Here is a 12,975-nt window from a genome sequence, read left to right on the forward strand (position 1 = left end):
TAAGGAAAGCGTGCTGGTAGAAATAGGCAGTGCTGATCGCTGGATCAGGTAAATGAGGGAAGTCATGTCTCACGAAGAAGATGCAATCGACGTCTTGGTTGTTGGCTCTGGCCTTGCTGGATTAACCGCGGCAATTACCGCCCGCCAGTCAGGTGCTGAGCAAGTGCTCATTGCCGAATCTCAGGATGTTGTCGGTGGATCCACTCGCCTGTGTGACGGCATGATCCTTGGTGCGAACACTCGCCTGCAGCGCAAGCACGGCATTGAAGACTCTGCAAAGAACTTCTTCAACGAATACATGGCATGGACCCAATGGGAACTCCCGGGTGGATTAATCAAGGCGTTCACCGAAGAGTCTGGGCCAGCAATTGATTGGCTGGAAGAGCAAGGTGTCGAGTTCCATGATCTTGTGATTTACGGTGGCAGTGAAAACATTCCTCGCGGAGTTGTGGCCAAAGAAAAGGGCCAAGGCATCGTCAATGTGTTGGCTGCGAAAGCCAAGTCTTTAGGAATTGACATTGCAATTGGACAGCCAGTGAAGTCCCTCATCATTCGCGATGGCGCAGTTGTTGGTGCGATGGTTGGCGAGGATGAAGTTTTTGCGCGTTCAGTGATCCTTGCTTCAGGTGGCTATGGGGCTAATCCGGAAAAGGTTGCCAAGTGGTGGCCAAATGCAACATCAGCTGGCGACTGGCTTTGGTACATGGGTGCCGATGGTGCCCAAGGTGACGCAATCGATTTTGCTGAACAAGCCAATGCACGCATCAGTGGTTTCGATCGTGGTCTTCGATTGCCACATCCCAATTTCGTAAATGCACAAGAGCCGTATATTCCAGGTTGGCAGATCATGGTGAACGCACAAGGTTCACGTTTTGTTGATGAGTCGTCTCCATATGGCGCTGTCGATCGCGCGTTCTCACTGAACGACAACAAGGGTTTCATCATCTTTGATGATCAGGCCCTTCATGTTGATCCTGAAAATGAGATGCCTGCCTATAAGCAGGTTGTGCCAGCCTTTGGTAAGCGTCGCAGTGCGAGTTGGAACGTGCCGATGATGGAAGAAATGATCGAGAAAGGTGCGATCACCAAAGCCGACTCCGTTGCGGAACTCGCTCTTGCTCTCAATCTTCCTGTAGAGCAACTCGAGCACACCATCGCGCAATACAACGCTGGAGCTGCTGAAGGCGTTGACGCATTTGGAAAAGAAGCCAAATTCTTACGCCCGATTGTGCAAGCGCCGTTCTATGGCAAGGAAATCCGCCCAGCAACGATTGCTGCTACTGGCACAGGCCCGATGATTGATGCCAAGGCGCGCGTGGTCGATCACAATGGTGATCCGATTCCTGGGTTATTTGCCGCAGGTGAAGCAACCGGTGGATTCCTGGGTTACGTCTATGCAGGAAGTGGTAACTCACTTGCTGGATGTGCCAGTTTTGGTCGCATCGCTGGAAAGAGCGCTGCCTCAGCCCTTTAGTGGTTCAGTGCCAATCACATTCTTGGCAAGCAAATCCTCATAATCAGATTCGCTCACGCCAAGTTCACCACGCAAGATTTCTTCATTGTGTTGCCCAAGCATTGGTGCTGGTCGGCTATGAATCGCGCGGTCAGTTTCGTATGAGAAATGCATAGGGAACGTTGGGAATAAGCGTGGGCCCGAAAGTGGATGATCCAATTCCTGGTAGTACTCGCGTTCAACAAGTTGCGGCTCAATGTTGTAATCCACAGGTTTGAGCAAGCGCGATGCCGGAATACCCGCGCCCTGTAGCTGAGCGAGCATTTCATCGGCAGTGTGTGCAAGGGTCCATTGCACAATTGCATCATCAATTGCATCGTGGTGCTCGTGGCGAATGTCAAGCCCTGCTGATGCAAGAGCTGCAAGTGCCGGTGCGCCAGTGATGGCGATCAGTGCTTCCCATTCTTGATCATTGCGAATGGATAGTGCGATGTAAGTCTTCTCGGCATCTCCAGTGCGATACACGCCCTGTGGAGCAAAACCAGGTGCGCGGTTGCCGGGGCGAGTTGGGGGGTAACCAAACTGGTCGGCAATCAAAATCGCGCCAGCCATCGCCATGCCGACTTCGCTTTGTGGCACTTCAATGAGTTGACCAAAACCCGTGCGATCGCGATATTCCAGTGCAGCAATGATTGCAGTTGTTAAGTGCATCGCCACGATGGGATCCATGTAGCCACCAGGAGTTTGTGGGCGACTATCTGGATACCCGGTCACTGTCGCAAAGCCAGAGACCTGCTCGAAGACATCGCCCCAACCAACGTAACTTTTCCATGGGCCTTCATTGCCAAAGCTTGGAGCGCGAACCATGATGATGCCTGGGTTGATGGCTTTGAGGTCTTCATATGAAAGCCCTTGTTTTTCAACCACATGTGAGGCGTAGTTCTCGATAAAGATGTCGGCACCAGTGCACAGCTGTTTGAGCAATGCACGGCCTTCATCACTTGCGGCATCGAGAGTGATGTCGCGCTTATCAAGGTTCGTGGCTTGCCAAAGCAATCCGCGATCCATCCAACGATCACCCAGGATTGGTGCAGTGTGGTTTGCGCGCCATACGTCAGGGCGCTGCACACTTTCAACCTTGACTACGTCGGCACCTTGAGAAGCAAGGAACATAGTTCCGTAGGGAACAGACCAGAAGTGCGCAAATTCAATCACTCGAATGCCAGCGAATGGCAATGGCTGGTTCATCGCTGACCTGCCGATGTGCTTTGGCGTGCGGGTGTTACTGATAAGCGCCACGGTGGTCCGGGCACTTGGTACTTCTGGTTTTCGCCGTCCACTTCATAAAAGAATGGACGTTCCTGCCATTGCGCGAGTGCAAACATTTCTTTGCCTTGGGTGACTGGAATCGTTGGCACGCGCATGCTTTGGCCGAGCGTCACAAGTTCATTGACTGTTTTGTCCGCAAGGAAGGCATCGACCTTGGCACTGAACTCATCAAGTGGTCCTTCACCGCGATTCATTTCTTGCATGAATCCGTAGTAATCCTCAAGGCCGGTCATGCGGCAGGCATCTTCCCACTGCGCTTGTGTCAATGTGTTGATGCCAACCCAACCATCAGCACATCGACGAATACCAAAAGGCGAAATCAAAATGCGATCACGTGGCACGCCAAGCTCACCGCGAGCGTCGTAACGCAAGCGGTCGTAACAAAGCATTGAGTGTGTTGCTTCAAACTCAGAGAAATCAACGGTGATGGATTGTTGCTGTTGATGTGCAGCGCGATGTGCAGTCAGTGCACCTACTGAAATGTAGGCACCGGTTGCCCATTCATGCATCTGGCCGCCAACTTGAACAGGTTCCATCACCACTTCTTTGCGGCTCGTCACCCATCCAGCTGCAGCTTGCACAATCAATGAGGTCGCGGGGCGATCGCGGTACGGGCCTGTTGATCCCCATGGGGTGACATGCACGATTGCGAGTGGTTGGTTGTTTGGAATCGCGAGATTGAGGGCAGCGAACTCATCAGGCTGCAAGGTGGTCAAAATGATGTGAGCACTGGCGACAAGGGCGGCAAACTCAACATTTCCAGGTGTTGAGTAATCAATGGCGACACTGCGTTTGCCGGTATTGAGAAAGTCGAAGACTGCGCCATGGACAGCGGGATCGATTGGAAGCGCGGGGTGCCCTGCGCGAAGGGGATGTCCGTGGTGGTCTTCTACCAAAATGACGTCAGCGCCAAGATCTGCGAGCAAGAGTCCGGCATAGGGCACGGCAAAATCGGCTGCTCCGCCTACTTCAAGTACGCGAATACCCTCAAGTGCCGTCGACATCGCACCCAACCTTTCGACATGGATTAGTCTAAAGGGACGATATCCCAAAAGTATTTTCTTGGGTGATTTATCGAAAATGAGGATAGATGTATTTCCCAAATGACCAGGCTGAAGCCGTTGGCCAGACGGTGGCAGCGCGACATAGTTGCCGCGCCTTTCTGCCCACGGAAGTGCCAGCAGAGCAGATTCGCGACATCTTCACCTTGGCCCAGCACACCCCTTCGTGGTGCAACACCCAGCCATGGCAGGTGAACTTACTTTCCGGCCCAGCCAGTGCGGAATTTGCGGCTTTGTTGAAAGCTCAGGCATCAAGTGATCCAGCAGGCAAGCCGGATCTGAGTTTTCCTGCTGATTACCCAGGTGAATTTGGGCAGCGTCGCAAGTTATCGGGCAAGGCACTGTTTGAAGCTGTTGGATTGGCGCGTGACGACCTTGATGGGCGCACTCGGCAATCAGCCTTGAACTATGAATTCTTTGGCGCACCACACGTTGCAATCATTTCGGTCCCCAAGACCCTCAATGATTACGCCCTCGTCGATGCAGGTGGCTATGTCTCAACACTGATGTTGATCGCTACGAGTTTCGGGTTGGGAACTATTGCGCAAGCATCAATAGCGAGATATTCCCCAGTCGTGCGCAACTATTTTAATCTTGATGACGAGCAACGCATCGTGTGTGCGGTGTCCTTTGGATATGCAGACGAGAGCAATCCCGCGAACAGCTTTCGCACCGAACGCAGCCCAATCGATGATGCGGTAATCGGGCTGCCCAAGTAACTACTTCCAGCTCTGCACTACTTCAGCAAGTGTGGACTTTGTTCCGCTGCGCTGTTCATCGAAATCAATCGGATGCGACGAGAGCCGTGGTGCTGGAGCTGCCTTCAAATCACCATTGCGTCGCGTAATCGTGTTGCGAGCCTTCATGTGTGGATGATCTGGTGCTTCAAGGTGCGTAAGCACGGGAGTGACGCACGCATCAATTCCTTCAAAACGCACTGTCCAGTTGTCGCGATCGTCGGTCAGAAAGATCGCAGCAAATTGTTCGCGAAGAGCTGGCCAGTTCGCTTTGTCATCACGATCAAGCAACGTGGATTCATCTAGGCCGATCACATTGATAAATGCTGCATAAAACTGCGGTTCCATCGCGCCGACAGCCATGAACTTTCCATCACGACATTCATAAACGCGGTAGTACGGCGCGCCACCGTCAAGTGAGTTTGATTCACGCTCCGTTGAAAATGCACCACCATTGGACATTTCCAAGAATGGCTGCATCAGCACACTTGCGCCGTCGACCACTGCTGCATCAATAACCTGACCCTTGCCCGTGGTGGTTCGCTCAAAGAGTGCGGTCAAGATGCCGACAATAAGAAAGAGGGAACCGCCGCCGTAATCACCAATGAAACTCATCGGCGGAACGGGCGCTTCCTTGGGCCCAATGGAATGCAGCACACCAGTCAGACTGATGTAGTTGATGTCATGGCCTGCCATCTTGGCCATCGGGCCTTCTTGGCCCCAGCCCGTCATGCGTCCATAAATCAGTCGAGAATTGCGATCAAGGCAGACGTCAGGTCCAAGCCCTAGGCGCTCTGTGACTCCCGGTCGCATTCCTTCAAGGAATACGTCAGCGGACTCAACAAGTTCGAGCACCATGGCGACATCGTCAGGATTCTTGAGATCTGCAAAGACCTCGGTGCCTAAGAACGGAGACCAACCAGTGAGGGCTGCAGGATTTGTTGGCGGACGCGAGATGCGCACAACTTCGGCACCCATATTGGCCAGCATGTTGACCGCGAACGGCACTGGACCAAGACCAGCAAGTTCAACAATGCGAATTCCAGTGAGCGGACCAGGCATGAGTACTCCAATGCGTTGTGAAGAAGAGTGAGCCTATTGTGGAGCGAATCCTGCTTGCTCAATGAGTGACCAGATAGATTGTGAAGGTGAGTGTTCCTTCGATGAGTCAGCAGGCCCATCGACCATCTGGGCGAATGTCAGCTCAGGTATATGAACTCTTGAAGGCCCGGTTAGTTAGCGGTGAATTTGCACCGCACTCTTGGATTCGAGTGGAAACCCTCAAAGGCGAATACGGTGTCAGTAAGCAACCAGTCATGGATGCGCTGCGCATGCTCAATGCTGATGGCCTAGTTGAGATCATTCCGCAGGTTGGTTGTCAGGTCGCAAGCTACACCGCCACAGAAATCGCAGACTTCTTCAGCATGTTTGGCGGCATTGAAGGATCAATTGCGGCCGCTGCCGCAGTGCGAGCTACAACGGAGCAACTAGATGAGTTGCGACGCATTTCTGGTGAAATTGCTGCGCTACGCACGCTCACGGATAGTGCTCAGCGGTCGCAGGCGTATCTCGGACTGAACCGTCAGTTCCACGCAACTATCTATGCGATGGCCAATTCGCGGATCATGACCGAGTTATCTCAACGCATGCATGATCTCTCTGATTTTCTGATCAACACAACCGGAGTTCCAGGCGCGTTAAGTGGCGCCCTCAATGATCGACATGATGATCACGAACACATCATTGATGCGTTGGCTGTTGGCGATGCGGAACGCGCACGCTCGCTTACTCATACTCATATCGCAACAACGGCCCACATCACTCATCACGAGTAGATGCAGGCCGCTGTGTGGCGTTTGCGAATTACTTACTGAGCACAGCGTTCACAGCAGCCGTGAGTTGCTTGGTTGCCTCAGCTTGATCAGTGACGTCGCTCATTTGTCGCCAAGCAATGAAGCCATCTGGGCGTACCAATAGTGCGCCAGCTTCACTGATTTCGCGAATGCGAGCCCAGTCACCGTAAAGATCACGCGCATTTGGTGAATCGATGACCACGGCTTGCAGGAATGGCAGATTCAGCGCGTTCACTGCATCAGCCCACGCTTTGCCAGCAAGACCAGTGACGAGCGAAAGCTTGCCCTTGCCGACAACATCCATCGTTGAAACGCGAAGTCCTGCTTTATCGACTAGCCATGCGTGTGGAATCTTTGCGCCTGGGCGAGTGGAAGCTTGGTAGAAAAGTTCAGGATCTCGTTCCCACGTTTCGACCGTCCCATCTGCGATCACTGCGTTGGATTCGTAGCGATGATTCACTTCAACACCAAGCGCATTGAATTCATAGTTACGCAACTCAACTGCATCTCGAAGTGCCGCGCGTGCTTGAGCGCCTTCAGGGGTTGGATCAGCCAACTTGTCCAGACCGCCTTGAATTCGATCAGCTGCTTCTGGAGCAGCAAAGGCTTCGCGCAAGGGCGCATAGGTATGGCGAGACTTATTGGCACGTGTCACGATTTGTTCACCAACGGGAACGCGCTCTTGGCTGTACGACTCAAGGAGTCCTGATCCCGCATAACCATTGATCACATACGCGAGTTTCCAAGCCAGGTTGAAACCATCGCTGATGCAGGTGTTTGAACCAAGGCCACCTGATGGTGGATGGCGGTGAACGGCGTCACCTCCGCAGAGCACCCGCCCTTTTTGGAAATTCGTTGCGTGTGACTGGTTCACAAACCAAGTTGAGGACCACTTCACATCAATCTCGAGATCTGGATCGCCAACAAGTGCACGAATTTTGCGCGTGACCGTTTCAACATCTGCATCAGGTGCAGTGAATTGAACAGGGCCGCTGTGCAGGTTATTTGCTTCCTTCACTTCTTCGACCTTGTTCATGTCAAAGCCCCAGCCAGCAATCCATTCGTTCCAAGGTCGCACCGTGCGCAACAAGCCCATGCCAATTTCGCCGAAGTCAGCTTCTGGAGTCATCACCCAGTACAAAATACTTGGACGATGTTCTACGTACTTTGAAAGATCTGCATGAAACAAGGTGTAAAGCGTGCCGGCTCGAGCCAAGTGACCTTCGAATGGCAAATCAAGATCTTCAACAATTTTGGATTGTGCACCGTCAGCACCGACGAGATACTTCGAGCGGATTTCATATTCGCGGCCAGTGAGACGTTCGCGGAGCGTTGTTGTAACGCCATCAGCATCCTGTACATGTGACACGTATTCAGTGTTCATGCTGATGTTGGCACCACGCTTAGCCGCGTTGTTCACCAAGATTGGTTCGACGATGTTTTGTGGCACGTCAAGGAGTGTGCATGGGCTTGCCTGTAGGTAGTTGGTAGCGCGATCTGGGCCAGTGCCCCATGTGCGAAGTCGTGCAACTTCTTCACCGGCAAGGCTTGTGGTGAACAAGGTGTCGCCCATGAGCTCCCATGGCACTGCGTATTTCGTTACTTCTTCTTCGACACCGAGATCGCGCAGCACTTCCGCTGCACGCTGGTTGGTGATGTGAGCGCGTGGCGTATTCGCCAGCCAGTTCCACTTTGAAACCACATGCACCTTGACGCCGTACGTAGCTAAGGCGAGTGCGGTGGTCATACCGGTAGGCCCGGAACCCACAACGAGGACGTCTGTTTCGTAAGTCATGTTTATTTCCTTGTGTTGTTGAGGAGTTAGGCCGTTTGTGCGAATGCGATGCCAAAGCCGGCAACCCATTCATCAATAGCTCGGTAATAGGAAAGGGAAGTGTCGTATGTGCCGGCGACACCGAGTGCCGCGTACGCAGCGATCCAGCAACGCACTTCGTGACCTGAGTGTCCGCCTTGTTCGGTCATCCATTCAGTGGTCCATGTATGAATCGGTGAAAGATCACCGGAGGTCAAGATGCGCATGAGGTCGGTATCCCACTGTGGATTCAGCGGCATGATGTTCGCGCGGCCAGCAGCAAATTCAAGACCTGTTGCAATCACGCGTGCTTCATGTGCTGCTTGTGCGTCAGCTGGGCGATTTCTGCCAGCGATGAGTCGCTCTTGGACTTCAGGTGGCACTTCAGACAGACGTGGAACAGGTGGGTCATGGGAAAGACCCCCTGATGCAATCAGCAGCACCTTCTTATCGAGGTGTGCAATGGCTCTTCCCACTGCTTCACCCAACGCGATTGAACGACGCGGTGGGCCCATTGGTTCTGCAACAGAGTTGATGATGATGGGAACGATTGGCTTGGCATCGAGGGATCCCAGGAGTAACTCCAGTGATTGCGCAACTCCATGATCAACGAGTAGGCGCTCGCTGTAGGCAATGTCGATGTCGGATGCGAAGAGTTCAGCGACAATTGCTTCGCCTAATTCGCGGTCAACATTCAGTGGACCAGAGAGTGTGCCGTAGTCACCGAATGAGCGTGCTTGGAAGCCCACACAAAACGGCGGCATCATGTCGTAGAGCAAGCCGTTGTAGTGATCGGGAGCAAACATCACGACGACATCGGGATTGAATTGGGAAATCTTGGCGCGTGCGTCAGCAAAGACAGCTTCAACTTCAGCGCGCACGCCAGGGCCAGGTTCATTGAAGTTCATTAGTGGGGTGTGTGCCATTGCGCAGATTGCTAGCGGCATGGGTAACCTCTTTATCTCGTCGAGAATCGCAACCTACTAGCATGCTAGTTACCGGTCAAGGGGTGAATTTCATATTTCTCCTTCATAGCCGACTGCAACTCGTGAGACTTAGCTCCCTGCTGCGCCACGTTCATAAGGAGTACGAAATGTCCCTTGCTGCCAACTACATCAATGGCCATCCCTGCGCTGGTACCGGATCCACCGCGCTGGAATTGGTGAGTTCTATTGATGGTGCTCCAATGGGGCAGGTGCAGGCAGGCGCGGCCGCGGATATTGATCAAGCCGTACAGGCAGCATCGCTGGCCTTTACGACTTGGAGCGAGCAACCCACTTCTGTTCGCACTGGGTTCTTGCGTGCAATTGCCGATGGCATCGAAGCTCGCACTGATGAGTTCGCTGAGCTCGCTGCAAAAGAGGTGGGCACCACCATTGGTATCGCAAAAGCAGTGCAGGTTGGCTTGGCTCTAGATGTATTGCGCTCTACCGCTGATGCAATGGATGCACTCGTCCTTGAAGAGCGCAGTGAAAATTTCCTTGCAGTGAAAGAACCCATCGGCGTTGTCGGTGCTATTACCCCATGGAACTTTCCGCTGCATCAGGTAGTTGCAAAACTTGCTCCGGCGTTAGCGACCGGATGCACGATCGTGGTGAAGCCTGCAGAACTCACCACGTTGTCATCAATCGCACTCTTCGAAGTGATTCATCAAGCTGGACTACCAGCTGGAGTTGCAAATTTAGTGTGCGGAGTCGGTGCGGAAGTTGGCGAAGCGCTTGCATCGCACCCAATGGTGGACATGGTGAGTTTCACGGGATCAACCGCTGCAGGTGTGCGCGTCTCGACGCTGGCCGCAAAAGACGTGAAGAAAGTTGCATTGGAACTTGGTGGGAAGTCGGCTTCTGTGATCTTGGCTGACGCTGACCTTGGCCGCGCAGTATCAAGCACGTTGGGTGGGTGTTACTTAAATTCTGGTCAAGTCTGTTCTGCACTGACCCGCTTGATTGTTCTCAAGTCTCAACTACAAGAAATTGAAGCGCTCCTAGAAACCGCAGTCGCAAAATTTGCAATTGGCGATCCGCTAGATCCTGGAACACGCGTAGGGCCTGTCGCATCTGCCGTTCAGCAAGATCGTGTGTTGCACTACATCGAAGCAGGTATCGCCGAAGGTGCCCGTCTTCTTGCTGGAAGCGCGGTGGCACCAGATCGTGATGGTTTCTACGTAACGCCAACGATTTTCACGGATGTGAAATCAAAGATGAAGGTCGCGCAAGAGGAAATATTTGGGCCAGTGCTCGTCGTGATTCCCGTTGAAGATGAGGAAGAAGCGCTGCGAGTTGCGAACGACTCTGATTACGGATTATCTGGTGCGGTCTGGACTGCGGATGAAGCTAAGGGTGTTGCCTTTGCCCGCAAAATGCGTACTGGGCAGGTCCAGATTAATAACGGAGCGTTCAATGCCCACGCACCTTTTGGGGGCTACAAGAAATCCGGCATAGGCCGGGAACTTGGGAAGTATGGCCTTGAGGAATATCTTGAGTACAAGGCAATTCGATTCTGACAGGAACTGTGATGACTTCAAGCGTTCAAGTAACCCGCGATAGCGGGATCACATTGGTCTCTATGCAACACGGCAAGGTCAATGCACTTGATCTAGAACTTCTTACCGAAGTTCATGCGGTGTTCAGCGGGCTTGCGCCAGATGAAGTTGTAGTACTGACTGGAAATGGGCGCGCATTCTCTGCTGGTCTAGATATGCGTCGCCTACTCGATGAAGGCGCCGACTACTCAGATGCGCTGCTTCAAGAACTTACAGATGCAACACTTGCGATCTTTCGCCATCCCGCACCCGTCGTTGCTGCAGTTGAAGGAGCAGCCATTGCAGGTGGGGCACTTCTTGCTTTTGCCACCGACTACCGCATGATGGCGGCCGGAGTTATTGGACTCCCAGAACTCAGTGTTGGCGTGGCATTTCCTCCTGCGCTTCTTGAAGTCGCTCGTTACGTGATGGGCACTGGATTGCGCATGCATCTGTTGGGTGCTCGTGCAGTGAAAATTGATGAAGCCTTAGCGGCAGGCTTTGTTGATGAAGTTGTCGCACCAGAGGGCCTTCTTACATCCGCTCACGCGAATGCTTTAGAGCTGAAAAACATTCCAGCAATCAGTTATGCCCTCGTGAAATCAACGTTGCATGCACCCACTGAACAATGCATCGCCAATATCGGTGGCAATGTTGCCAAGGACGTTGCCGCTGCATGGATGGATGAAACCGTGCGGGCAGGCATTCGCAGTCAGGTCGAGCGAATTGCCAGCAAGTAAGGCAAATCCCACTGAATGGACCTATTTATAACGTTTTTATAAATTGGTTGCGAAGCACAAATCTATTCCCTACTCTCCAATATAAGTGGTCTGGATCACATTGATTCAGCAAGCTCCTCAGGCGCAGGTAGCGCTCTGAATTAACGGGAGGGTTTGCATGTCTATTTCTTCCAAGCGAGGACGCATCACTGCGGGTCTCATTGTGGGTGGCCTAAGTGCCTCGATGCTGGTAGCAGCTGTTGGGATGCCGGCAACGGCAGCGCCTGCCAAGCCAGTTACCTGTGCTCCAACGCCTGGTGTTGAAAATGGCACCATCAAGGTGGGCATCATGTCAGGCCTTACCGGTGTTTACGGGTCTACTTTCGCGGGCTTTGATAAGGCAGTTCGTCTGCGCTTTGACCAAGAAAACGCAAAGGGTGGCGTCAACGGTCGCAAGCTCGTCACGGAAACCTATGACGACATGAGCAGTGGTGCCATTCAGACCAACCTCACTAATAAGGCACTTGATCAAGACAATGTCTTCGGTTTCACCGTGGCAAGCCTCGTTGACACGATGTACCCCCTCCTTGTGAGCCGTAACGTTCCTGTTACTGGCCTTCGCAGTAACTTGGCGTACGGCATCTACCGCAACGTCTTCGGTGCAACAGGTGTGTGGAACAACGATTACGAATCAGGCGCAACGATTCAGCGTTTGAAGGATGGCGGCGCAACCAACATCGCGGTGCTGTCGCATGCTTCAGCAGGCGGTATTGCATCTGCCAATGCTCAATGGGCTGTCATTCCATCTATGGGAGCTACGCAGGCCTTGAAGCTCACTGACCTTCCTGTTGGTGCCTACGATGCAACTTCAACCGCTCTGCGCCTCAAGAACTCAACTGCAAATGGTGTATTCGAGCAGGTGTCTGTTGATGGTGGCATCTCGATCACTAACGCCATTAAGCAGCAGGGCGCTACCAACATCAAGGTCCAACTCATCAACCCGCTTGCTGATCCAACGATTGCCGCAAAGAATGCCGCGTCACTTGAAGGTGTTATCGGTGCCACCTACGGGGCAGTTCCACCAACGGCAAATGTTCGTGCGATGAAGACCTTCAATAGCGCAATGCTTCGTGCTGGCTTCAACCCTTATGGTGCGACCGCACCGGTGGGCTGGATTGTCGCTGATGAATTCATCATGGGGCTTAAGAAGGCAGGCAAATGCCCAACTCGCGATTCATTTGTCAATGGTTTGCGTACCGTTGATCACTACAACGCTGGTGGCATGCTCCCTGAGTACATCACTTACGCACCAGGCCTCACGCCACTTGGTAACCCACCAAGGTGCTTGTGGTTCAGTGTTGTGAAGAGTGGCCAGCTCGTTGCTGACAAGGCCGCAACGTGTGCTCCTTGGATCAACAAGGCAACGGGCCAGGCAATCAATAAGGCGTAGTTGCATTAATCAACGAATGTGGGCTACTTCCGATAGGAG

General features: G+C 52.9%; 11 protein-coding genes. 6 read left to right on the forward strand and 5 right to left on the reverse strand.

Features of this window, described 5'->3' with window-relative positions:
• Positions 1-64 precede the first annotated feature (64 nt).
• Positions 65-1,474 carry an FAD-dependent oxidoreductase gene (locus PHN51_05455; protein ID MDD2818225.1) on the forward strand — a complete coding sequence of 470 codons (1,410 nt, stop codon included), beginning with the start codon at positions 65-67 and terminating at the stop codon, positions 1,472-1,474.
• Here PHN51_05455 and PHN51_05460 read toward each other — a convergent pair.
• Together PHN51_05460 and PHN51_05465 are read right to left on the reverse strand one after the other, a co-directional pair.
• Entirely contained in the window at positions 1,463-2,752 is a 1,290-nt protein-coding gene (locus tag PHN51_05460; GenBank protein MDD2818226.1) for a CoA transferase, read from the reverse strand. The genes PHN51_05455 and PHN51_05460 overlap by 12 nt on opposite strands.
• Entirely contained in the window at positions 2,698-3,786 is a 1,089-nt protein-coding gene (locus PHN51_05465; protein ID MDD2818227.1) for a CoA transferase, read from the reverse strand. The genes PHN51_05460 and PHN51_05465 overlap by 55 nt, the downstream gene beginning before the upstream one ends.
• An 86-nt stretch (positions 3,787-3,872) precedes the next feature.
• Here PHN51_05465 and PHN51_05470 point away from each other — a divergent pair, with 86 nt between their 5' ends.
• Positions 3,873-4,562 (forward strand): nitroreductase, encoded by a 690-nt coding sequence (locus PHN51_05470; protein MDD2818228.1) that lies wholly within the window; start codon positions 3,873-3,875, stop codon positions 4,560-4,562.
• On the opposite strand, the gene PHN51_05475 is transcribed toward PHN51_05470, so the two are convergent.
• On the reverse strand, positions 4,563-5,642 hold the full coding sequence (locus PHN51_05475) for a CaiB/BaiF CoA-transferase family protein (protein ID MDD2818229.1): 1,080 nt from the start codon (positions 5,640-5,642) through the stop codon (positions 4,563-4,565).
• A gap of 86 nt (positions 5,643-5,728) precedes the next feature.
• Between PHN51_05475 and PHN51_05480 the strand changes: the two genes are divergently transcribed.
• The gene (locus tag PHN51_05480) at positions 5,729-6,415 is read left to right on the forward strand and encodes a GntR family transcriptional regulator (protein ID MDD2818230.1); all 687 of its coding nucleotides are present in this window, start codon (positions 5,729-5,731) and stop codon (positions 6,413-6,415) included.
• A gap of 28 nt (positions 6,416-6,443) precedes the next feature.
• On the opposite strand, the gene PHN51_05485 is transcribed toward PHN51_05480, so the two are convergent.
• Positions 6,444-8,228 (reverse strand): FAD-dependent monooxygenase, encoded by a 1,785-nt coding sequence (locus PHN51_05485; GenBank protein MDD2818231.1) that lies wholly within the window; start codon positions 8,226-8,228, stop codon positions 6,444-6,446.
• 26 nt (positions 8,229-8,254) lie between these two features.
• Complete coding sequence (locus tag PHN51_05490; protein MDD2818232.1) at positions 8,255-9,193, reverse strand: 3-carboxyethylcatechol 2,3-dioxygenase; 939 nt, start codon at positions 9,191-9,193, stop codon at positions 8,255-8,257.
• 146 nt (positions 9,194-9,339) lie between these two features.
• On the opposite strand from PHN51_05490, the gene PHN51_05495 reads away from it, so the two are divergent.
• The 3 genes from PHN51_05495 (at position 9,340) to PHN51_05505 (ending at position 12,936) form a co-directional block, all read left to right on the forward strand.
• Entirely contained in the window at positions 9,340-10,749 is a 1,410-nt protein-coding gene (locus PHN51_05495) for an aldehyde dehydrogenase family protein (GenBank protein MDD2818233.1), read from the forward strand.
• Between the two features lie 11 nt (positions 10,750-10,760).
• A complete protein-coding gene (locus PHN51_05500) occupies positions 10,761-11,507 on the forward strand; it encodes an enoyl-CoA hydratase-related protein (GenBank protein ID MDD2818234.1) in 747 nt (248 codons plus the stop codon).
• Between the two features lie 157 nt (positions 11,508-11,664).
• The gene (locus PHN51_05505) at positions 11,665-12,936 is read left to right on the forward strand and encodes an ABC transporter substrate-binding protein (GenBank protein ID MDD2818235.1); all 1,272 of its coding nucleotides are present in this window, start codon (positions 11,665-11,667) and stop codon (positions 12,934-12,936) included.
• Positions 12,937-12,975 lie beyond the last annotated feature (39 nt).

Source organism: Candidatus Nanopelagicales bacterium (genome assembly GCA_028687755.1).
Classification (GTDB): Bacteria; Actinomycetota; Actinomycetes; order S36-B12; family S36-B12; genus UBA11398.

Coding starts and splice junctions, on each gene's coding strand:
- PHN51_05475 (MDD2818229.1), bottom strand. CDS start 5,642: ATGCCTGGTCCGCTCACTGGAATTCGCATTGTTGAACTTGCTGGTCTT.
- PHN51_05465 (MDD2818227.1), bottom strand. CDS start 3,786: ATGTCGACGGCACTTGAGGGTATTCGCGTACTTGAAGTAGGCGGAGCA.
- PHN51_05495 (MDD2818233.1), top strand. CDS start 9,340: ATGTCCCTTGCTGCCAACTACATCAATGGCCATCCCTGCGCTGGTACC.
- PHN51_05490 (MDD2818232.1), bottom strand. CDS start 9,193: ATGCCGCTAGCAATCTGCGCAATGGCACACACCCCACTAATGAACTTC.
- PHN51_05505 (MDD2818235.1), top strand. CDS start 11,665: ATGTCTATTTCTTCCAAGCGAGGACGCATCACTGCGGGTCTCATTGTG.
- PHN51_05500 (MDD2818234.1), top strand. CDS start 10,761: ATGACTTCAAGCGTTCAAGTAACCCGCGATAGCGGGATCACATTGGTC.
- PHN51_05485 (MDD2818231.1), bottom strand. CDS start 8,228: ATGACTTACGAAACAGACGTCCTCGTTGTGGGTTCCGGGCCTACCGGT.
- PHN51_05455 (MDD2818225.1), top strand. CDS start 65: ATGTCTCACGAAGAAGATGCAATCGACGTCTTGGTTGTTGGCTCTGGC.
- PHN51_05470 (MDD2818228.1), top strand. CDS start 3,873: ATGTATTTCCCAAATGACCAGGCTGAAGCCGTTGGCCAGACGGTGGCA.